This window comes from Olivibacter sp. SA151 (assembly GCF_054130995.1).
The window spans coordinates 4,327,819-4,351,290 of the sequence record NZ_CP096391.1; the positions used below are offsets into that span (position 1 = coordinate 4,327,819).

At 42.5% G+C, this 23,472-nt stretch carries 12 protein-coding genes; 3 read left to right on the forward strand and 9 right to left on the reverse strand.

The features are described from left to right. The first annotated feature begins 1 nt into the window (after window position 1). On the forward strand, window positions 2-1,453 hold the full coding sequence (locus M1D52_RS17790; protein ID WP_437393385.1) for a glycan-binding surface protein: 1,452 nt from the start codon (window positions 2-4) through the stop codon (window positions 1,451-1,453). 970 nt (window positions 1,454-2,423) lie between these two features. Here M1D52_RS17790 and M1D52_RS17795 read toward each other — a convergent pair. Then, window positions 2,424-4,514 carry a beta-galactosidase gene (locus M1D52_RS17795; RefSeq protein WP_437393384.1) on the reverse strand — a complete coding sequence of 697 codons (2,091 nt, stop codon included), beginning with the start codon at window positions 4,512-4,514 and terminating at the stop codon, window positions 2,424-2,426. A gap of 276 nt (window positions 4,515-4,790) precedes the next feature. Continuing rightward, a complete protein-coding gene (locus M1D52_RS17800; RefSeq protein ID WP_437393383.1) occupies window positions 4,791-6,386 on the reverse strand; it encodes a glycoside hydrolase family 43 protein in 1,596 nt (531 codons plus the stop codon). A gap of 331 nt (window positions 6,387-6,717) precedes the next feature. Here M1D52_RS17800 and M1D52_RS17805 point away from each other — a divergent pair, with 331 nt between their 5' ends. Next, complete coding sequence (locus tag M1D52_RS17805; protein ID WP_130857156.1) at window positions 6,718-6,960, forward strand: hypothetical protein; 243 nt, start codon at window positions 6,718-6,720, stop codon at window positions 6,958-6,960. On the opposite strand, the gene M1D52_RS17810 is transcribed toward M1D52_RS17805, so the two are convergent. After that, window positions 6,873-8,963, reverse strand: coding sequence for a beta-galactosidase (locus M1D52_RS17810; protein ID WP_437393382.1), 2,091 nt, complete (start codon window positions 8,961-8,963; stop codon window positions 6,873-6,875). The genes M1D52_RS17805 and M1D52_RS17810 overlap by 88 nt on opposite strands. A 662-nt stretch (window positions 8,964-9,625) precedes the next feature. Between M1D52_RS17810 and M1D52_RS17815 the strand changes: the two genes are divergently transcribed. Beyond that, a complete protein-coding gene (locus M1D52_RS17815) occupies window positions 9,626-13,675 on the forward strand; it encodes a hybrid sensor histidine kinase/response regulator transcription factor (RefSeq protein ID WP_437393381.1) in 4,050 nt (1,349 codons plus the stop codon). 54 nt (window positions 13,676-13,729) lie between these two features. Here the strand turns inward: M1D52_RS17815 and M1D52_RS17820 are convergent, their stop codons facing one another. The 6 genes from M1D52_RS17820 to M1D52_RS17845 form a co-directional block, all read right to left on the reverse strand. After that, window positions 13,730-15,268: a SusD/RagB family nutrient-binding outer membrane lipoprotein gene (locus M1D52_RS17820; RefSeq protein WP_437393380.1), complete on the reverse strand. Its 1,539-nt coding sequence runs from the start codon at window positions 15,266-15,268 to the stop codon at window positions 13,730-13,732. Between the two features lie 5 nt (window positions 15,269-15,273). Beyond that, complete coding sequence (locus tag M1D52_RS17825) at window positions 15,274-18,474, reverse strand: SusC/RagA family TonB-linked outer membrane protein (RefSeq protein ID WP_437393379.1); 3,201 nt, start codon at window positions 18,472-18,474, stop codon at window positions 15,274-15,276. A gap of 196 nt (window positions 18,475-18,670) precedes the next feature. After that, window positions 18,671-19,525 carry a fumarylacetoacetate hydrolase family protein gene (locus tag M1D52_RS17830; protein ID WP_437393378.1) on the reverse strand — a complete coding sequence of 285 codons (855 nt, stop codon included), beginning with the start codon at window positions 19,523-19,525 and terminating at the stop codon, window positions 18,671-18,673. Window positions 19,526-19,655: 130 nt separating this feature from the next. Continuing rightward, window positions 19,656-21,167, reverse strand: a complete 1,512-nt coding sequence (locus M1D52_RS17835; RefSeq protein WP_437393377.1) for an aldehyde dehydrogenase (NADP(+)) — start codon at window positions 21,165-21,167, stop codon at window positions 19,656-19,658. 21 nt (window positions 21,168-21,188) lie between these two features. Continuing rightward, window positions 21,189-22,469: a mandelate racemase/muconate lactonizing enzyme family protein gene (locus tag M1D52_RS17840; protein WP_041387356.1), complete on the reverse strand. Its 1,281-nt coding sequence runs from the start codon at window positions 22,467-22,469 to the stop codon at window positions 21,189-21,191. A 30-nt stretch (window positions 22,470-22,499) separates the two neighbouring features. Beyond that, window positions 22,500-23,453 (reverse strand): RraA family protein, encoded by a 954-nt coding sequence (locus M1D52_RS17845; RefSeq protein WP_130857151.1) that lies wholly within the window; start codon window positions 23,451-23,453, stop codon window positions 22,500-22,502. Window positions 23,454-23,472: the final 19 nt, after the last annotated feature.

Genomic DNA, 23,472 nt, shown 5'->3' on the forward strand with positions numbered 1-23,472 from the left:
GATGAAAACGTTCAATTTTTTCCATCAACATATATTGCTGTGGATCGCTTTAATTGGGATAGCGGCATTTATAGCTTGCAGTAAAAAAGACGCCCCAGGTGGAACGCCTGAAATTTATAGCGTAAGGCTTACTGATCCAACAAAAGCAGACAGCACATTTACGGGCGCTTTCCCGGGAAAAATGATCGCCGTTATCGGAAACAACTTGGGAGGTATACAAAAGATATATATTAATGACCAAGAAGTTAGTTTCAATACTAACTATTGTACCGCTACCAGTGCAATCTTTACCATTCCTGGCGATTTAATATTGACAGGCACCAATCCGGAACTTTCCAATGAAATCCGTATCGAAACCAATCGGGGTGTAGCTAAGTATGCGTTTCATATATATTCACCGGCACCCGAAATTCACCGCATAACGTTGAAATATCCGGCAACACCTGGCGAAAATTTAAAAATTTTCGGAGCTAATTTTTATGAAATACAGAAAGTAGTTTTCGAAAGTACAAGGGGAACCAGTGTTGGGGTATTGGATTACACCGTTAGCAACGATTATAATATCATTGATTTGACCATACCGCCAGGGGTGCAGGACGGCCGCTTAGTGGTATATTGCTATACCGACTCGGTGAGTATTCCGTTTTCAACCAATGTTGCTCCCCCGACGATTAAAACATTTAGTAGCGATATGCCCATCATAGGCGATCTCGCTTATATTACAGGGGATTACTTCATTGATGTAACAAGTCTCAATATCAATGGTGAATTTACAATACCGGCATCTGATCTCCTAGTTTCAAATAGTAATGATACACTATATTTCCGATTACCTAAAGCACCTAGCAAAGGAGGTGTCGTTACGATAACAGCTGCTGGAGGAAATTCGAATTCACCCAAAGCATTTTATCCCATTGAAAATGTGGTGCTCAACTGGGACAATATAGGTGCGTATAGCTGGGGCGACAATAATGAAGCGGTAGTTGCCGATGGGTCTAAGATCCCCTACGTTTCAACCGGGACCTGCTACCGGATATTCGGTAAGCCCGGCGCTTGGCAATATTGGTGGGGCAACCTTTCCAATGATGGCGTATATCCAACAACCAATATCATACCTGCCAACACACCCATAGAGAATCTTGTCCTTCGTTTTGAATGTTATATGAGTGAATCTTTAGCTCCCGCCTCAGTCGAAATTCAATTGAAAGGCAACGGGGATCAGATGGTAGTGGATTACCTACCCAGAGATAAAAATTCAAACAAAGCAGTAACGGGTAAATGGATAACCTGTGATATCGCTTTATCAAAATTCACAGCAGCAACAGACTATGCGGGTTTTGCGGCAATTGCAAATACCGGCCTCGGCATTTTCACCAAAAATAAGTCGGACAATGCCGATGTAAATGTTGATGTGTACTTTGATAATTTTAGAATTGTTGATATCACCAAATAAAAAATTAGTTGATCACCTTAGATAAAACACTTTAGACTCAAGAAGAAATTATGAAACAACCGCTAATAGACGTATTTATATTGTGCACTTTATATGCCTGTAGTCAGGAAGTTCCCTCAAAAATGTCGTTATCCGAAATGGATAACGACAGAAACCACGAAATACGTCTCCGAATAAAAAAATTATGACTATCGGCTTTTCTCTCTAAAACAGGGATTACCTTCGATGAACTTCCGTTGGTCGGTTTCGCCTTTAACATACAGATAAAGAGGTTTATATTAAAAGAACGTTTATTTTATACATCCCACTTGGAAGCACCCAAGTGGGGCAAGGTGCTTGGCTTGTCTATTCCGTTGCAACCCGTGGTCAGATGTCCATCCGTGAATCGGAGCCACCCTCTCGCGCAATGCTAAGCCCTTCGTTCGTCGATTCACTGATTACTGGATGCTTCGCTTAATAATAGAGATGGGCCATCTTTGACTGCCGGTTGCCGCCTCCATAGACTAGGCCATTGACGTCCTTCGGAACGGTTATGCAAGGAACTACCGTGGGCCGGAAAGAACGGCCTCACAGCGTGAGCGTTAAGAAGATTTAGGATAGCCAGGGCAAAAAAATCATGTGAAAAGCGAAGCATAGATTGAAGGGAGGGGCGGCTCCACATGATTTGAGCGACGGACCTAAATCTTTAGCGAAGGATGTGCTGCCTTGACTTTTTTGGTTCTTTTTGTGTTAAGACAAAAAGAACACGACAAATTTGACTAAAGAAAACGTTCCATTTTTAAAAGCAAACACCTGTTGCTTTTAGGAGCTATAAAATGGTAATTATCCTCTTAATATGAGCCGTTGAGACAAACTCAGGAGGTGCGCAGGAATATCTGAGAAGAACTATGGATAGGGTAACGGGTTAACCCTATCCAATAGTTTATCGCCAGAAGCTTGTAACGAACTATTTTTTCGTATAATGTTCCGTTTACTCACTGATAACTTTCACATCCCATGCATCGAGTGCAATTTCCTTACCGGTTTGATGGCCAGAAAGGAGCTCGCTTCCACCGGGATAAGGATTATTGACCATTTGACTTTTATTGCTGTAATTGAATATATAATGAATCGTTTTGCCTGATTGATTTTTCCCGGAACGGACAATAATGGGAAAGCGGTAATTATTTGCGACCGTGGTGACGCCTGCATCCTTTGCCGTTTGTAAGACAATTTTTTCCAGCAGTTCCTGTGAAGGATAGGTGCCGATATATACCAATTTTCCTTTTCCGTAATTGTTTTCGGTAATAACAGGCCATTTGCCATAGAAAGGATGATCGGCATAGGCCAAGGGCTTTGCCGCTTCGGGTATTAAAAACTCATACCATTCGCTTATCTCCTTTCCACTTAATCCAAAAACGCTCTTTTTTAGAGATAAAGCGGGAATATTGGCATATTCCTGATAATAAAAGCCTGCGGCCTTTCGCAATGGTCCCGGAGCAAGTGTTGCGCGAACGGCGGAATGCTCATTGGTGTATCCGCTTTTATAGAGCATAACCACATAGCCGCCATTTTTTACAAATTCATCGATTTTCTCCAATAAACGATCGCTCGCTACATACAATGGAGGAATAACCAGCATTTTGTATTTGCTAAAATCCGCCTGCTCATCACAGGGAACAATATCCGATTCAATATTCTGATTGTATAATGCACGATGAACGAATCCTGCCGGATAATGGTCCTTATCGGTGTAGGGCATAAAACTCAACGCGTGATAAGAATCATGACTGAACAGAATGGCTACCTTGTTTTCCTTTTTCAGATTGACCAGGTCTTTACCAATATGCTTGAGTTCTTTGGCCGTAGCAGCGAACTCCTTATAAACTCGATTAGGCTGTAGGTCTTGCCCTAATATGCCGCGCCAATAAGTTTCCTGTCCATAATGCAGGGTATGCCAATGCCAGTATTCAACCATGTTGGCACCTGAGGCCAGATGGGCAAATACGTTTTGCCTTAGTTGTCCGTCATATGGAGGTTTTTGGTTTTTGGCATCCCATCCCGTAGCCTGTGCATTGGTTTCAGTTATTAGATAATTCCCTTTCGCAACCGTACGCATGTAATCGCCTGAATAGGCAATGAATTGCCCATTTTGTCCATCTTGTACGTCGTGGTAAACATTGATTGCTGGATATTGCATTTGCCTGAAGCTCTCCGGTTGATCTATGTTTTGGAAAGACGGCATAAAACAATGGGTAACAAATTGATCTCTTCTTTTATACTCGTTTACGATATCAACCTGCCAGTTCAGAAACTCCGCAACGCGATACCGATTGTATCGTTCCCATTCGTTTTTATACGACGGGTTGGTCGCCCCATCACGTGGGTAAAATTCGTCCCAGGTATTGATGTTCATTCCCCAGTAATTCAATCCCCATTCCTTGTTCAGCAATTTAAGGTCTCCGTTGAATTTCTTTTTTATATAATCAACAAAACCCTGAAAATACCCGGGGTTGTTGATCCCTCTTGCTTCTACTTCATTGTCTACCTGAAAGCCGATAACAGCCGGATGTTTGGCAAAATGTTCCATCATTTTACGGATCACTCTTTCAGATAATTTGCGATATATGGGATTGGTAATATCCATGTTTTGGCGGATACCGTAATAGGTCTTTCTTCCCCCGGTATGTGCTGCTAACACCTCGGGGTATTTATGGGCCATCCACGCCGGAATGGAATAAGTGGGTGTGCCTAGAATAACCTTGATACCGGCAGCATGCATTTTATTGAGGATGGTATCCATCCAGGCGAACTCAAAAATACCTTCCTGCGGTTCAAACAACGACCAAGTCGATTCACCTACCCGCACGACTGTTAAATCGGCTTCCTTCATCAAGCGTATGTCTTCATCCAAACGGGCAAACGGCATATATTCGTGATAATAAGCGGCACCATAAAGTACATTATCAAAACGATATTGTGCTTTCGCCTGAAAAATGAGCAGACAGATCAGTATTGCCGGTAGACCGCATTTGCTGAGATTAAATACTACAGTACGGTAGTTTACTAATTTTTGTTTCATCTGTAAATAATTACTCGTTTGTGTTTTACATTTAAGGTACTCATGAACCGCAAAGCGATTTTTTTTATCCATCGGTCAGATGGAGCTTATCATGTTAAAACCCCGACGGGCTTATGAACACAATTGAATATTTAAAATCCGTGAATAAATTTACATTTCCCTGTGTGATAAAAATGAATTTTAAACATGGACGGTTCATAACCGTGTTTATGGAATGGTTAATTTAATCATAAATTGCGAGCAAAGGATTATCTAATAACTGATTTTTTGATCATTTCACGGTTTTGAAACACGGTAATCAAAATAATCAAAATAAGCCTTTGATGAAGTTTTCTGTCCATTAGCGGACGCGTAAAGTCCGATCATAACACCCGTAAAGCCACCTGCCACTTCCGTACTTAAATACCTCGTATCCAATTTTTTTAATTCCACAAACTTACCGGCCTTTGTATTGAAGTAGCTAAAGGTATAATTCAAAGGTTTTCCTACTACTTGAAGACGAACCGTCGGTTCATCGATCAACTCTTCTGCGGCGAGATAGGAAAGCGAGCCAACTACAACGCGAAGCTGTACAGCAAATCTTTTTCCTTTACGTTTAAGCAGAAGATCGTAATGATGCGTATTGTTTTGTATAAGGGTTAAACCGGCCTCCTCTTCTTCTTTGGTGGACACTATTTCCAAACTAGTTTCTGCCGTAAAATCGTGTTCAGTTTGTCGTCGGCCAATAAAACTAACCGACTCCAGCTCATTAAGCTTAAAAGGCGAAGCATTTATCCGTAAAAATCCTTTTCGTTCGGTGAGTGAATAATTTGCTGAAACAGGGTTTCTAAGGTATTGCCATTCGTAGCCTAATTTAGGTTCGTCAAATTCGGTTCGACTTACCGGTTCTTCAAACGGTTGGAGCGGCAAAGTTGGCACTTGCATATCAATATTTATGGTGCCGTTTCCATTAACCTGTGGCCATCCGTTTTTAGGCCAGTCTACCGGAGCAAGAAATGTTTCTCTACCCAATATATGATAATATGAATAAGGTTGCGTAACCCTAAAGCCCAAAAAAACTGCCCACCATGAGCTGTCAGCTGCTTGAATAAGATCAGCATGCCCCACTCCTTGTATTTGGCTTCCCTGTCCCATTCGATTGCTATGGGATAGGATAGGGTTTAACGGGCAGCTTTCATAAGGACCAAAGAGATATTTACTACGCCCTATGGTTGCACTGTGAGCGTACTCTGTTCCACCCTCGCCAAGTAACAGGTAATAATAACCATCTTTTTTGTAAACATGGGGTGCTTCAGGGAAACGTCCCCCTGTACCACCCCAAACTAAGCGTTCGGGTGAAAGCGTTTTCCCGGTCTGAATATCGATTTCCGTAATCCGTATTCCCTCATTACCCTGCGTCACAAAGTATGTTTTGCCATCATCATCCCAAAAAATATCCGGGTCAATACTTTTTATATTCACCCATATCGGGTCGCTCCAAGGACCGGCAGGATTATCAGCTGTGCAATAAAAATTGCCACCACCTGATACATTGGTGCAGATTACATAAAATTTGCCATTATGGTACCTTAAAGATGGAGCGAAAAGCCCACCGGAAGAAAATGCCTTATGTAAGGGAAGCTGAGATTCGCGTGTTAGACAGTGTCCTATCTGCTGCCAGTTTATTAAATCCTTGCTGTGATAGATCGGTAACCCCGGGAAATATTCGAACGATGACGTAACCAAATAGAAATCATCATTAACCCGGCAAATGCTTGGGTCTGGATTAAAGCCACGTAATATCGGGTTTTTATACCCTAACTGGGCAATAAGGGCTTTGGGCAAAACGAAAAGAAGTGTGCAGACAAAATAGAAACTGAATTTTCGGGTCATAGTGATTTGGTCTATTATTTACGTTGAAAATAAATTACATGTTGTAACGGGTGATTTATAAAGTAGCAAGTGACACAAAGCTAGCAGAAAGCCTCTATAAGCAGGGACCGCTTTTGTTAATATTTTAGGCCTATTTTGTTAACTATTACAATAGTGTTCAAAAGATGGCTATATGGCGATAAGCTGTTGTTTAATACATTCGACATGAACTGATTCCCTCTCCTGACCTACCAATTTAACCGTCTTAGGCCTTTATGTAAGGGCAGATAATCACATCTATGCGGGAACGGAAGGCTATGGAATAAAAATCTATCAGCCGGAAACAAACACCTTGATTGATCTAAATCCGGCGTTCACGACGTTTAGTCTTTCTACTACAAAAACAACCGCTATCTTGGAAGACCAGGCCGGCAATCTATGGATAGGGGTCTCTCAGAAAGCTGTATTTTACATGAACATAAAATCCGATTCAGCTAGAAAAGCCCTTTACTCATTCCAAACCAATACCTCTGCAGGTTTCAATGTTTTCTCGCCAACAAAAACGGTAGAGGTTTCCGGAATAGGCATGGTATAATCGGTAGAAGAATAATTTACAGCCAAATAAAAACCATCTCTCCAATAGACATACACACCGGGAGGATAATCTTCAGTAGTTGCTCCTGCCTGCGTATAAATGTTACGCAACAAATCCTTTTCGAGCTTAAAATCGTCCGTAGCTACACCTATGTAAGTAACGGATCCTTTACCAATTTTCTGTTTTACAACAGCCGCTGCTCCCTTATAAAACTGGTTTTCATAGCTTGCAAGCACTTCCGTATTTTGATAAGGCTTTAGCAGATCCGCCCAGTTATTCCAAGCATAGTGGGTGGATCCCATTTGAACTTCTCCTTTACCATAAGCCGAAAGCATGTCTGTTGCCGTAACCTGCGCTCCTATAAGACCCGAAATAGGCGCTGCCAACTTACCCTCCCAGAAGTGTCCCATTCGATTTTTAGTTGCTGTACGGCAGGTAATAATCAACTGTCCACCATTGGTTACATAATTATTCCATTTCTTTACTAAAGTCGAATCCACCATTTCGTATGCAGGAATAATGACCACCTTATATTTCGACAAATCGCTGGTCTCCGGTATCACATCAACCGGGGCTCCTAAAGACTTGGCCGTCTCCATGAACTTAACCGGGTAATTCCATGTTTCCCATTGGGCGGTCTGCTTTTGCCTGTCTATCGTCCAGTAATTTTCGAGGTTCCAGAGAATGGCCGTTGAACGCGCCGCCAATTTTTCCGGCATCTTAACGCCCTGTTTATACTGCTTCCGCAGCTCCTTTATTTCTTTCATGAACTGCGTATAGTCTTCACCACCGGGCGAAGGTGTTATCCCATCTGTTTGTATAATGCCCGCATGGTACTGTTCTGAGCTATATATAATTTGCCTGAACCGATAAGAACAGGCCAATTTTCCGCCCGCAGCAAATGTATGGTACAACCACATGCGCACTGTTCCTGGTAATAGAAGTGGGTTGTAGCTGCCCCAGTTTACCGGACCTGGCTGAATTTCCATTACGCCAGATACGCCTCCCAAATGTTTAAAATATGCTGACGCAAAAAGGATTACTCTGCTATCGCCCAACCTGAATCCAAGTTCGCCAATATTATCGCTGCCTCCATTAGGATAGGCCGTATAAGCCGCAAAATCGAGTTTTTGGGTTCGCTGCGGGTCAGCCCCGGGAGAAACAGCTGTATAATTCGTGGTGATATATTGATCCTTTGAAATATGACTCCGCAAAATGCCGGCCTGAAAGTCAAGGAATTCTGCCTGCGCATCTGCACAATAGCGTTTAAAATCAAGCAAAGCATGTGGATTATTTCCCCACCAACCTACCAGATTGGTGTTATGGATCGTAATCTGGTTGAAATCGTTATACCATTGGCTCCAGAAAGCAGTACCCCAGGCCTCATTTAACGCTTCAACCGTTTTGTATTTGTTTTTTAGCCATTGCCTGAAGGCATCTTGAGAGGATGGACTATAATCGGGTTTAGCATCGGGCTCATTATCTAGCTTCCATCCAATCACATTTTTATTTTGCCCATAGCGCCTGGCCATTTCGGTTACAATCTTTTCAACGAACAGGCGATATTTGGAATTAACGATTGAACCGAGCCCCCGTGTTCCGTGTTCGGCACGGATATAATGCCCATCCATTATAAAGGTTTCGGGATAATTTACCCGCATCCAGGCAGGTGTAGTTGCCGAAGGTGTGCACATAAGCACTTTAAGTTTGTGTTTAACGCAAAGAGCCACCACCTTGTCAAGCCAGGCAAAATCAAATTCCCCTTCTTCTGGCTCCATCTTAAACCAGGCAAATTCAGCCAGATGAACAAACTCATACCCCATATCAGCAATCTTCTTGATATCTCGTTCCCATTGGCTTTCCTTCCAGTGTTCGGGATAGTAGTATATTCCAGTGGTGATCAAATCCTTTTCAGGAAAAAAACGATTGACTTCCTGCGATTTTACATTTAATGTCGATACAAATATTGTTAATATGACTAGTGTTATAGTCTTCTTTACCATAGTAAGTTTGTTTTTTGTTTTGAAATCCTTATTATTAAACCACGCGGCCGCACCATTCAATTTTATAACCCGTGATGGGCAATATTACTGAATTGATCTCCTTTTTTTCTTTTAAAGAATGCCTCCCTAAAGAAGACGCACCATAACTTAGGTTAGATGCTTTCATACCTGTTTTGCCGATTTCTCTGTATTTCCATGGTTTATTAGATGGTTTAACTTACGTGAAAACAAATGTACTCATTGGATAGTAGGCAATGTGTGTTCATTTTCGATAAAAAATTGCACTTTATCGACATTTCCTTGGCCGTTTACTTAAAAAGGAAACTATCTGAATGGAAGAAGGATTAAACGGATTTTATTTTACTTAACATGGGTTATGCTGCACAAATATTCCAAAGGCTAGTACGTATATGCAACACCCCCTATAATAGATCACCATTCCTATTCAACATACTTACTATCATTTTAAACAAATTTACTCGCCCTTTAAATCTATCTTTATTAGCTTTGTTAGTACGATAATAGGAAGAATAGAAAACAAACCGGAGAAACTACCTTCCCACAAACTAGCGAATAAATAATCAATTATATAAATTTTCGGATCACACCTTGCTGACCGTTGGCGACAGCTTTCCGGGAAGTGCTAATAACCCTTTATTGTGATGAAAATCAAAAATTTAATTCTGCTCATATATATACTGATTACAGCGATAAACAATGTTGGAGCGCAATCGGGCAAATTATTTACAGTTGAATCCGGTCTATCCAGCAGCATGGTAACTGACATCCATCAATCCTGTAATGGATTTGTGTGGGTAGCTACAGAGGATGGATTAAATCGTTTCGATGGCGCTAAGAACACGTTGTACAGGGTCGACAAAAACGTACCTGGTTCGGTCTTAAGTGATATGGTAACGACATTAGGAGCAGACGCAACGGGTGTTATGTATGTGGGATACTTGAACGGACTGCAGTACTATCATGAAGCAAGTGATTCTTTCTTTACTGTACCACTTTGGACCGATAAAGGGAAACTTTCGGAGCCTCATGTAACATGTATTTTGCAACGGAAAAACGGACAATTATTGGTTGGTACCTCTGGTTACGGAATCTTTGAAATACATCGTAGTGAAAACGGTCAACCCTATGGTTTACGATTGATAAATTTTGAACCCAGCAATTTCATTGTCCGTCTTTTTGAAAACAACCGACAAGAGCTTTGGATTGCAACGGAAAATCGTGGACTATTCAAATTTTCCGGTCAGGAAAGACAATGTTATTTCGCCAACAAAAAAGGTCAAAAAAATGTAGTTATGAGCATTTGTGAGGATAAATACGGTACACTATTGGTGGGTAAGTTAAATGGTGGTCTACACCGCTACAATGAGTCAACCAATACATTTGATCAGATTCCTTCATCCGACCTATCAAACTCGACCGTTTTAGATCTTTATGTGGGAGTAGATAATCACATCTATGTAGGAACAGAGGGCTATGGAATGAAAATCTATCATCCGGAAACAAATACCTTGATTGATCTAAATCCGGCGTTCACAACGTTTAGTCTTTCTACTACTAAGACGAATGCTATCTTGGAAGACCAGGCAGGCAATCTATGGATAGGCGTCTCTCAGAAAGGTGTGTTTTTTTTACATAGATATAAAAACCGATTCAGCTACATAGGAAGCCGTTCCAGCAAACAAGATTTCATTGGCGATCATGCGGTCACATCCATGCTTGAGGAACGATCAGGACGATTATGGGTAGGAACCGATCGCGATGGTTTATATCTATTAGACCGCAACCGTACGAAAAGTACACGGTATAAAGCCATCAGCCAGTGCCAACCTCCTTCGTCTATTATGGCGATATTTGAAGACAGCGACGGTGATTTTTGGTTAGGTGGAAGTAAGGAAGGGCTTATCAATTTAAATCGCCGAACCGGTATTTGCCGAGCGATACCCGGATTAACGGATAAAAATGGCGATCATGTGGAACTGATTCACAGCATTTGTGAAGATAAACGGCGCCGATTGTGGATCGGAAGTATGGGTGCAGGATTGTTTTGCCTGGAAAAAAAATCCGGTGCTATAAAAAACCTCTGCTTCGTCAAGTCTAAAACTCCCTATCTAGGAAAAGGTTATCTGCCCAACAACTGGATCAATTGCTTACTTATTGCGCCATCAGACAAGTTATATATTGGTACCTATGACGGATTGGCCTGTTTAGATCTCAGTGATGAAAGTTTTATTTCCACTTTCGGCACCGACAAACTCTTTGCCGGTAGTGTCGTATATTCATTGTTGGATGATCAACGAGGTAATTTATGGGTCGGAACTTCAAAGGGCCTAATGCGTTTAGATATGGAGACCGGAAAAACTCGCCACTATCAGATTGATCATGGACTCCCTAGTAATACCGTTTATGCGATTGAAATAGACTCACAAGGTAATCTCTGGTTAAGCACAAATCGTGGATTAGCCAAAATGGACATCCACGATAACCGTTTCATCAATTTCTATTCAGATGACGGGCTGCAAGGCAATGAATTTACAAGAGGGGCCTCCTTGCGTTCTACAGCTGGAGAGTTATATTTTGGTGGAATAAACGGTATATCTTATTTCAATCCGTTGGAAATTGAGGTGCGCCCAAAATCACTGTCTGTCAACATTGTAGATTTTTATATCCATGACAAAGCGGTAAAGAAAGGGATGAAATCGGGTAGATACCAAATAATTGATACGGTGATTACAAAGGCTACGGTATTTAATTTAGCACATAACGACAACTCTTTCACCGTTGAGTTTTCAACCATGGATTTCAGCCAATCCGAACGTGTACAATTCGAATATCAGATAAATGATAATGATTGGATCACACTGAGACCAGGCTTGAACCGTGTTACTTTTGACCACTTAGAAACAGGTAAACATCTCTTGCGCTATCGAGCAAAAGTTAATGAAACTTATTCACCTATACAGCAAGCTCAAATTATAATAAATCCAGTGTGGTTTCTATCTTTTCCTGCTAAAATCCTGTACGCATTGTTCACCATACTTAGTGCCTTGTGGATTTTTAAAACGTTGCAAAATCGGCAACGGTTTAAAAAACAAATGTTGACCCATCGTCATGCCGAAGAAATCAATGAGGCAAAACTTCAGTTTTTCATACATATTGCACACGAAATCAGAACTCCTTTAACATTAGTTATAAACCCGCTAAAGAAACTTTTAGCCCGAACAGAGGTGAGCAATCACGATGGTCTGTATCGGATTATCGACCATAATATTCAAAGGATGTTGGACCTGGTTAACCAATTAATGGATATTCGAAAAATTGAAAACGGTCAAATGAATTTAAACATTACCCGTGTGGAAATGGTCGGTTTTGTTAAATCTGTATCTTCCTTATTCAATGAGGAATTTACAATTAAAGGGATAAAATTTCAAGTATTCAATCAGTCTAATAAGATATATGCGCAAGTTGACACACGCAATTTTGATAAAGTGTTGATTAACCTCTTATCAAATGCTTGTAAATTTACACCGAATGATGGCAAAATCCGAATGACTATGACAAAAAAACATAGCGCTGTGCCGGGTAGACCATCAATGCTTCGCATTGAAATCGCTGACTCAGGTCAGCTATTAAACGATGATGAATTTGAACGTATCTTCAACTGCTTCTATCAAGCGGAAAATTCAAAAACTTATCAGGGATATAGTACGGGCATCGGATTGCACTTAACACGGCAGCTGGTGGAAATGCATAAAGGGAGTATCCGTGTAGAAAACATAGCGGATTGGGGTTATGCCTTTGTCATTGAAATCCCACTCGATTCGGATCAAGAAAGTACCGTACATATTAAAGAACATACGCCTGGCAATCGCCCACAACCATTTGTATTAACTTCGCCCTTCGGAAAAAGAAGAAAGATAGCTAAAACTGCTAAACGGATCCTTGTTGTAGATGATGATATTGATATCCGTGAGTTTTTGAGACGAGAGCTTTCTCCGGCTTATTTGGTTAACACCTATGCCAATGGCGAAGACGCTTATAAAAGTATGTTAAATGCGGTTCCTGACTTGGTAATCAGCGATGTTATGATGCCTATTATGGATGGAATGATCCTTTGCAAAAAAATACGTGAAAATCCGCTGACGCATCATGTACCGATTGTACTTCTGACAGCGAAAGGCGAAGACAATCACCAATTACAGGGTTTGGGACTGGGGGCAGACCTCTATATCGTTAAACCATTTAATATGGATGTTCTGACTGAAAACATTAAGAGTTTACTTAGAAACCGGGAGATTGTTCGTGTTAATGAACGTGAGGCACATTTGCAAGGCACCTATATTTCAAAAGTCAATCTGAAGAGCTCGGATGAGAAATTATTAGAGAAAGTGCACCAACTAATTGAAGAGCACATCGCTAATCCTTCTTTAAGTGTGGAAATGATTGCATCTGAAATTGGCATTAGCCGAGTGCACCTACATCGAAAATTGAAAGAACTTACACATTTAACAACCAAAGACCTGATAAAAAGCATCCGTCTGAAACAGGCAGCCGCTTTACTAAGCTCTAAAAAACTAACGGTATCTGAAGTAGCCTATGCCGTTGGATACAACGATGTTAATAGTTTCTCGCTTGCCTTTAAGACGCTTTATGGCCTCGTACCCAAGGAGTTTGCCATGCAGAAAAATACGTAATATGTAACGTCATCAGACTTCGCATAAACGCTGCAAGTCTGATGACGTATATTTTTATTCGATGTCCCAGAATACGCGAACCGATAAATTATCGCCTCCCATGGCAGCAACCGCAGCTTGATAATTCGTTGGATTCTCTGACATTTCATCGTCTGGATAAGCCATCCGCCTTACAAAACCACCGTTAAGGTTATTATTATATCGATTAGGTGTCAATGCTGGAAAACCACTCCTTCGAAAGTTTGCAAAGGATTCGGTTCCATTTCCTATATTGGAGATCCAATATTGCGTATTGATAAGCTCCAATGCATTAGCTGTGTTAAATACAACTTGCGGATGATTAATATAGCTCTCCTTTTCCTGCTCGCTAATCGCTTTATCAGGTGTGTTTGGATAGAGCGACCACTGATCCATGCTGGCACGAATCCCTTCTTCATAATAGGCTTGGGCCGAACCATTTATCCAATTACGATGGGCCGCTTCGGCCATCAACAATTTTGTTTGCGAATGCGTGATATAAAAAAGAGGCGCGAATGGATTGCCGATAATAGCATAATTAAGCTGTGAATAATTAAAGCCTGTACCTGCCCGACCACGGAAATTTGGATGTTGAGCCACGTTATTTTGATCATAACCGACAGGAAATCCGAACTGGTTAGCAAGCGTTACGTCGGGTACCGAACTAAGTACGGCATTCGGGTCCGCATATTTACCCGCAATATACTTAGCGCGAGGATCTTCGGTGGACTTTAATTGATTAACGAAGGGTTCCGCCAAGTAATAATAGTAGGCATTCACAACCGGCCCATCGTTAAGTGTACTGTTGTAGGCATTTGTAAAGACCATATAGGCATCATCCTCATTCGATTGCATCACACCACCATCTACCGCCTCTTGCACGATTGAGCGGGCTTTTTCCGGATCAACTTTTGTATAGCGCATTCCAAGTCGCAACAATAAGGAGTTTCCCAAACGTTGCCATTTTGCAACTTGTGCTGCAGCTGAGCCCGTGGCTCCATAGAAAAAATCTTCAGTAACGTAATCAGCTGCCGGGTCCATACTCGCAATAGCGGATTTCAATTCATTATAAAGGTCTTCATAGATTGCCCTGTCGTCATCGTAAATTGGGTAAAAAATAATCTGCTGATAGGCTTTTCCGGCCTCGCTATATGGTACATCCCCATAAGTATCCACCAAGGTCATAAATACATAAGCTTTCCATATGCGCATCATGCTCATCAAATTGACTCGCGCTGGCATCTCTTGCGCTATTTGAATGGCTTCAACTAACAATTTAACCGCATTCTCATAACAACTATTCCACTTTGGGATATTGAAATTGTTATTGTCTTCATTGAAGTTGAAACCTGCTGTGGCGCCCAGGTTATATGCATTCACAAACTGTTGAACAATGGTTTGCTCGCCTTCCCAAGCGCCAACGTGAGTTAACCTTTCGGCATTGGAAAACAATAGGGCCGGATCGATATTGGTTACTCCATATTCATTGGTATTTACTGTTTCGAAATTCTTATCGCACCCGCTTAAAGCCCAACATATCGTTCCTAAAAGGGTTAAATATTTTATCTTTTTCATAATGGTTAGAATATAATGTTTAAGTTGAAAGCATAATTTCGTGTCGTGGGTACGGTTGCTTGCTCATACCCCACTCGATTGTCGCCCGAAGAGGCGAATGCCTCCGGATCATAATCTGGTAAGTCCTTATATAAAAGTGCGACATTTCGACACGAAGCCGTCAACGTAAGACCTTTGATAAAACCGAATTTATTTTTCACATAGTCACTTAAGTTATAGGTTAGCGCAATATTTCTGAACTTAATAAAGTCAGATTTGAAAATAAAAGGATCTGCAATCTGTAGGTTGCGATAATCGGTATAAAAGTCTTGAGGGTTAACTGCAATTGTATTTTTTTCGCCATTCCGGTACACACCATCAAATACAACACCATTTTCGCCTTCGCGACGACCAATCAGTGATGCCTTGGTGTGCCCTTGTCGCAAGCCGTTCAAGGCGCTTGAGGACAATACCTTTCCTCCCGCTTTGAAATCGAAGTGCATGGAAAGACTCAGGTTCTTATAGGTAAAGGTGTTGGTCCAACCACCAACCCATTTTGGGAGGGCGCTTCCAAAATTTACAACCGGTCCCTGAAGCAGGCGTCCGTTATCATTCAAAAGTATTTCGCCATTTTCGTTTCTTAGATAGGTATTGGCTGACAGCTGATTCAAGGGTAATCCTACCTCATACACCAAGGCTCCAATAAATTCATTTCCTTCAAAACGTTGAGCTACAAATCGGTCGGTACCAGGAGCGATAGACAGCACCTTCGTAGTATTTAATGATGCGTTGAAGGAACTTGTCCATCGGAAATTATCCCGCTTCACAGGGATTACTTCTAACATAAACTCCATACCCCGATTTTGCAGCGAACCGACATTTTGCTGCGTGTCTGTATAACCGGAAGCATTGGAAATCTGCACAGGTAAAATCTGATCGGTTGTCACTTTTTCATAAGCAGCGATATCAAAACTTAACCGGCTATCAAAGAACCTCAACTCAAGACCAAGTTCTCGTTCTTCGACACTGAAAGGTCTCAATAACGCATTTGGCGAGCGCGTACCTAATATGGTACCCAATGTCCTTCCATGTAACTGATTAGGTAATATATCATAAAAAAGATGGTTGGAAAAAGGAGGGATTCCGTTAGCACTACCTACTTGGGCCCAAGATCCTCTTAGCTTACCATAAGAAAGCCACGACTGCTCCTTCATTAGTTCAGAAAAAATGAAACTGCCGGATACCGATGGATAAAACTCGCTATTCGCCTCTGGGTTCAACACGGAAAACCAATCCTGCCGACCTGTCAAATTAACATATAGCATGCCTTTATACCCGAATTCTGCAAATGCGTAGAGCGAATTGGTTTGATCACGAAAGATGGTATAGTTATTAATCGTTTTATTAATGCCGTTTTGAATAGAATAGAGGTCCCTAACCGTAAAATCCTCTACTTCATCAATAAAAGTTCCGACATCGCGTTTAAAAATATTTCCCCCGACGCTTAAATCAATTGAAAAATCGCCGAATTCCTTACTTGCACCTACAAGAAAGTCTGTATTTATTTCGGTACCTTTCGCCTGCTCAATATGATACATCCCATTAAAACCCGGTCCTTGCCCGTTATTGTTAAATGGTGTAGAAGTTCCTCTTCCGGTAGGCGTATTAAATTCAAGCTTAGAAACGGAATAATCGTAATTATATCTTCCTTGCACATATAACCAATCCATAACATCATATCGCAAGGTTGCTGTTCCGAGAAAGCGATCCCGATCGTTTAGGATAAACTCCCTGCCTTTGGCAAAATAGGGGTTCAATAAGGTGCCTTGAAATCCGGACGTCTGTCGCTCGGTTCCATTTTCGGCAACTGCGCTCTCCCGAAAGGCTGCAAGCGGGATAGATGTAGACATTCGGGTGAGAAAGTTGGGTGCTCCCGGCCCCTGTGCCCCTACTTGTGGTGGATTCTCATTATCCTCTTTTGTGTAATTCGCGTTGAAGGAGAAATGCAGCTTTTTAGTTAGATCGTGATTTAGACCCAAATTGAAGATGCGTTTCGTATACCGATTATCGGGTGCGGGGGTAATGCCTTTTGCGCCTGAATTGGAAAAAGATGCTCTGAAATTACCTTTATCACTCCCCCCTGACAACGCAACGGTATTAGTGAACACTGTACCATCCCTGTAGAACTCCTTGATGCGATTTGGGTTTGGTGCGTACGGACGCATAACCCCATCAAAATTGACAATTGGCTCTCCGTCCATCCTACTCCCCCAGCCTAACATACCTGTTGAAATAGCGCTACCCACATCCGTAGGTCGCTGTCCACCCTGTCCCTGGCCGAATTCCTGTTGAAAATCAGTAAAGTCCAACACGCTATTAACCGTGAAATTTGACGTATATTCGATACCTATCCCTTGATCACGTTGACCATTTTTCGTGGTAATAATAATTGCACCGTTAGCAGCTCGAGAGCCGTATATCGCTGCAGCCGTAGCACCTTTCAAGACAGTCATACTTTCAATATCGTCCGGGTTAATCTGCTGCATGTTATCGCCGAGATCGTAAGCTGGTTGCCATCCGTTCGAACTACGGGCTCCCTGATCCATCGGTAGTCCATTGATCACAATGAGAGGAGAGTTTGCAGCACCCGCAAACGCTGATTGCCCCCGTAAGCGTATTTTAGTACTGGATCCGGCACCGGCAGCTGGCGGAGATATATCCAATCCAGCAACCTTGCCTTCCAAAGACTCCATTACATTGACTGTTCTGTTCTGTAGCAAATCCTGGCGTTTAACCGTCTCCGCCGAATAACCCAGTTTCTTTGATTCTTTCTTAATCCCAAGCGCTGTAACGACAACCTCCTCCATGCTCCTTGATTCGGCGGTTAATTGTATGTTAACTACTATTTGGTTCTGCAGCGTTAATTCCCGTGGCTGGTATCCGATCAATGAAAACACCAAAATATCGCCATTGGATGCGTTGATACTGAAATTGCCATTTGCATTGGTCGCCGTTGCGGTTCGGGTGCCCTTAACCTGTACGGTAACTCCTTCCAAGGGTGTACTTTCAGAATCCCTTACCTGACCGCGTACCGGTTTTTCTTGTCCCTGCAAAAAGGCAGGAATAATTCCCATCATGCCCACCATGGTGAGCACCTTGAGAAAAACCGACACCCTATCCCCTATAGGAAGTCGATTTCTTTGTTTAATGTTACTGTTATTCATCATTTTTAAATTGGTTTATAATATTGTGGAGGTTTAACCTAGAAGGACAAACAAAAAGAGGAGATCCTTTAAGATTGATTCAATGAGGTTTATGCTTTGCTAATTACGGAGGCAGGTGGTCGTTTTATTAAGTATCGTTTTGACACTTATAAAATCAGAAACCACGAATTGCCTAAGTAAAACAATAAGATACTACGTGCTAAACGGATGGGTTATACGCAACCGTATTACGCAACGTTCCAATCGGTTCAATTGTAATAAGAATTTCGTCTTCCGGAAGTAGTGTAAAATCACTTGGGGGCACTAAACAGGTACCTGTCATGAGAAAACTGCCGTCCTGGAATGTAGATTCCCTGTAAAGATAGGACACGAGCTCCGTCAAGGGGCGTTTTATTCGGCTTATCGCCACCGAATCGCGGAACATCAGTTTTCCTTCCCTTAAGATATCCATTTCGATTAATGTACCGGGGTCTAACGGTGAAGCAGGAATATACAGACAAGGCCCCAGTGCAGCACTTCGGTCATAAACCTTTGCCTGTGGCAGGTACAGAGCATTTTCTCCCTCAATGCTACGCGAGCTCATATCATTCCCAACAGTGTAACCTTCTATAGTTCCATATGAATTAATAAACAAGGTCAGTTCGGGTTCGGGAACGTTCCATACGGAGTCCTTCCTGATGCTGACAGCTCCCTTATGTCCGGAGACTTTGTGTGGGAAGGCTTTAAAAAACAGCTCAGGTCGTTCGGCATGATATACCCGATCATACAGGTCGGCCCCACCGGAATCCTTCGCTTCTTCCATCCGTGCTTCCATACTTCTTAAATAAGTGACACCCGCTGCCCAGACTTCCTGCGAACCTATTGGCGCCAAAACACCTTCCTCCAATAAGTTTTTAGCCTTTCCTTCTGCTATTGCGGGTGCGGTGTTAAGCTGTGATTTCAAATAGCCATAGAGATTCTGTCTATTGATCAACTGATCCCAGTTGCCAGGTATGACATGATAACTGTTGTCTACCTTCAATATGTTTTCTGTTTTCGTTTTATAGAGGTTCATATGTAAATATTTATCTTTTAAAGGCCATACCTGCCTACCGGCAGGCAGGTGGAATATTTACTTTATTTTCACCGGTATTCGAGTAAGCTGTGCCACATGGATATTTCATAAGCAATACGTGTTATCAACATTAAATATCGGCTTTCGTTAGCTGTCCGTTTACATGGCGCCAAATAGACTCCAGGTTTTTGTTTTGCAACGCTGTCGGCAACAAAGATTGCGGATAATTTTGATAGGAAACAGGCCGTGTAAACCGGTAAATTGCTTGTGTGCCAACCGAGGTACTCCGACCGTCTGTGGTGGCTGGAAATGGCCCCCCGTGTACCATAGCATGGCACACTTCCACACCCGTTGGAGCACCATTGATAATCAGTCGGCCAGCCTTTTCTTCCAACACCTGAAAAAGTCTATTAGAGTTTTTGGTATCCTCCTCCGTGCACCATACGCTAACCGTTAGCTGTCCGCTTAACGAAGCGGCAATTTGTAGAAATTCTTCTTCGTTTGCTGCAATTACCAATATGGATGCCGGGCCAAAGTACTCCTTGCTGAATAAAGCCTGCGAAAGGAAATTGCTACCACTGACTTGGATCGCAGTTGGCACCGGTTGTTCGGTATCCGTTACTTCTGCGTTTCCACCAGCAAGTACAAAAGCTCCTTTTGCAGCTTTCAACTGTGCTATACCCTCGCAATAAGCTTGATAAATACCGGCACTCAACATACGATGCAACGATTGTCCTTGAAGCTCCTCAGCATAAAATTTCAAAAATTTCGCCGTATCTTCCGAATCAATCAACACGAGCAATCCCGGATTCGTACAAAATTGCCCAGCTCCAAGCAGATTGGATGCGGCCAGCATCGCCGCTGTTTTTTCACCCTGTTCAGCTAATCGACCCGGTAATAGAAACACAGGATTAATACTACTCATTTCTGCGTAAACAGGGATCGGAGCAGCGCGGCGCGTAGCAGCTTCGTATAAAGCCATACCACCTGTATAAGAACCCGTGAAACCGACTGCTTTGACTGAAGGATGGCTCACGATCTTTATTCCAATAGCTTGCGATGTAAGCCATAAAGAGGCAAAAACACCGTCAGGCATTCCTGTCTTATGTGCTGCTTTTGCGATACATGCAGCGGTTAGCTGCGCGGTTTGCGGTTGATTTGAATGAACTTTATAGAGCACCGGGCAACCGGCAGCAAGTGACGAGATCGTGTCGCCACCTGCTACTGAGAATGCGAAAGGAAAATTACTTGCCCCGTAAACGCAAACCGGTCCTAGCGGAACCTGCATCTGTCGAATATCCGGTTTTGCAACAGGCGTCCTATCGGGAATAGCCGTATCGATAATAGCATTGACCCAAGATCCTTCTTTTAGCAGATCTGCAAACAGCTGAATTTGAAATAAGGTCCGATCCAATTCACCGTGGAGCCTAACCTCAGGAAGATGAGATTCCCGACTACAGGTTTCTATTAACTTCTCGCGGTCATTAGCAAGTTCTATGGCGATCTGTCGAAGGAAACCCTCTCTCGACTGATTTGACAAACATCGGTAAACCTCAAATGCGGAAGCCGCTTTTTCGATATCCTGTTCTACTGCTGCCCAGTTCTTTGGTCTGTAATGATTAACAGCATCTAATGTATCCATAATACAATCGGTTTTTTTATACTAAGTAAAAAAGGGATAATCGGGCGTGGCATATTTTTTCATCCCTTCCTCGTTGATATCTACACCGATACCGGGAACCTCCCGAAGTTTGATAAAGCCATCTTCTACCATCGATCCGTCAAAAGTGACAATATCCTTAAACATTGGGTCGGTATGAAAGTAGCTCTGCCATTCCAAAATCATAAAATTCGGTACCGATGCGCAGACATGGCATGAGGCCATTGCCCCCAAGAAAGACGCCACCATATGCGGAGCAAATGGAACGTAATAAAGATTGGCCAAGTTAGCAATTCGTTGACCTTCTCCAAGCCCCCCTGCTTTTTGAAGGTCCGGCATAATGATATCCGCTGCACCCAGCTCAAGTAAGCGCCTAAAACCATAAGCCAGATAGAGATTTTCACCCGCACAGATAGGAGTCGATGTACTATCGGCAATAAGCTTATAAGCCTCCGCATTTTCGGCAGGTATAGGCTCTTCCAGCCACATGAGATTTAAATGTTCCAAACGTTTCGCCACTTGCTGCCCGGTAACCAAATCGTAACGTCCATGCATATCACAGCAGATATCAATATCCGGACCAACAGCTTCACGAGCCGCGGTCACCTGATCGACCATACGTTGTAACTCTTTAGGACTAGCTGTCCAGTTATACTGATCGTATTTATTGGGATCATTTCCTTGGTCAAGATCAAATTTAATCGCTGTGAAGCCCATTTCTTTAGCTTTGGAAGCTGCGTTCGCAAAATCTTGCGGTGTTGGTAAATTTTGTTGGTAAAGCGCCGTATCGCAATACACGCGTATTTTATCCCGGAATTTGCCACCAAGCAATTGATATACCGGCACGCCGAGCGCCTTTCCAGTAATGTCCCAGAGTGCCGTTTCAATGGCAGATAAAACAGCGATGTACATCCCTGCCTGAGCACCCTGAAAGATGCCTGATTTCCGCAGATCCTCAAAAATCCTGTGTACATTAAGTGGGTTTTTCCCAACGAGTCTGCGCTCGAGCAATTTTACGAAATGATAGGTCCCTGGCACCGCATCAACCCCTTCTCCGCAACCATAAATACCTTGATCCGTCTTTATTTTGACAAAAAGCCCGGAACCATACCTTATAAAGGCGCATGCTACTCCGGTAATTTTAAGGGAGGAGGGCGCCGATTCTCTTGACGATCGTTCCGCCGATTGCAGGAGTGCACTTCCGAAAGTATCCGATAAAGGGCTTAAGGCAGCTCCCATTACCATGGCTTTTTTAAAAAAAGCTCTTCTTGTTTTATTTGACATCGTTATTTAAAATTAAGGTGAATAAGGCGCCTACCAAGTGCGCTGTTTGAGTAGTTCATTTATCTGTTCTTTAGGTACGGGAAGTTTATCAGCATTCGCATCAAGCCACTGCCAAAAATCCTTTTCTATTTCGTCCGACCAACGCGTATCAATCTCACCAGGGGTATATTTCTGCTCGCGTAAGCGTTGATGACCAAACATATCACGTAAACGAACCACTTCTGAAGTACGGACAACCTTCTCGGCCAAGTGGGGTGGAATAAATATAACTCCTCCATCCCTACCCAGCACCACATCTCCAGGCATAACGGTTGCTTTACCAATCCGAGTAGGTATGTTTATTCCCACTAAGGTGGTATTTAATCGCCCCTTTGGATCATTAAGGTGATGAGAAGGGTGATATGATCGGTAGAATGAGGTAAAAGCACCGATCTCTTTTAAACCTCCGATATCACGTAGCGCGCCATCATACACTACACCATTTCCGGTTTTTGCATAAATGGAGTTACCTAAGTTGTCTCCTACTGTTGGGCCATCAATATGGGCACCAAATTGATCAACCACATACACATCCCGCTTAGTAAGTAGATCTATTGTCCAGGAGTTTTGCGATTTTATCCGACCATCCTGATTATGTCCACGTTCATCAATTGCACGATGGATATCCGGTCGTCCCGGAACAAAAACGGCAGTCACCGCTCTACCAACCAACACGCTATCCGGATTGATGCTCAACCAACCGTCCTCGTACTGGTAGTTATAGTTTTCATTGCGTAATACAGCCCAAGCTTCTTCTAGGGTAACCAATTTCATGCGATCTAAAAGTTCGTCGGAAACTTTTGGACGTCCGTCCTCAAAACGCTCGCCTTGCCATTCCGGTGTTAAAAATATTAGTTCCCCTTTGCTGATTTGCTGTCCAAAGATGGAATGTCCCTGAAAGATGCTCACACAAACTGTCAGTATTAATATGCTAAAGTGCTTCATAAACTGTTTTGTTTAAAGG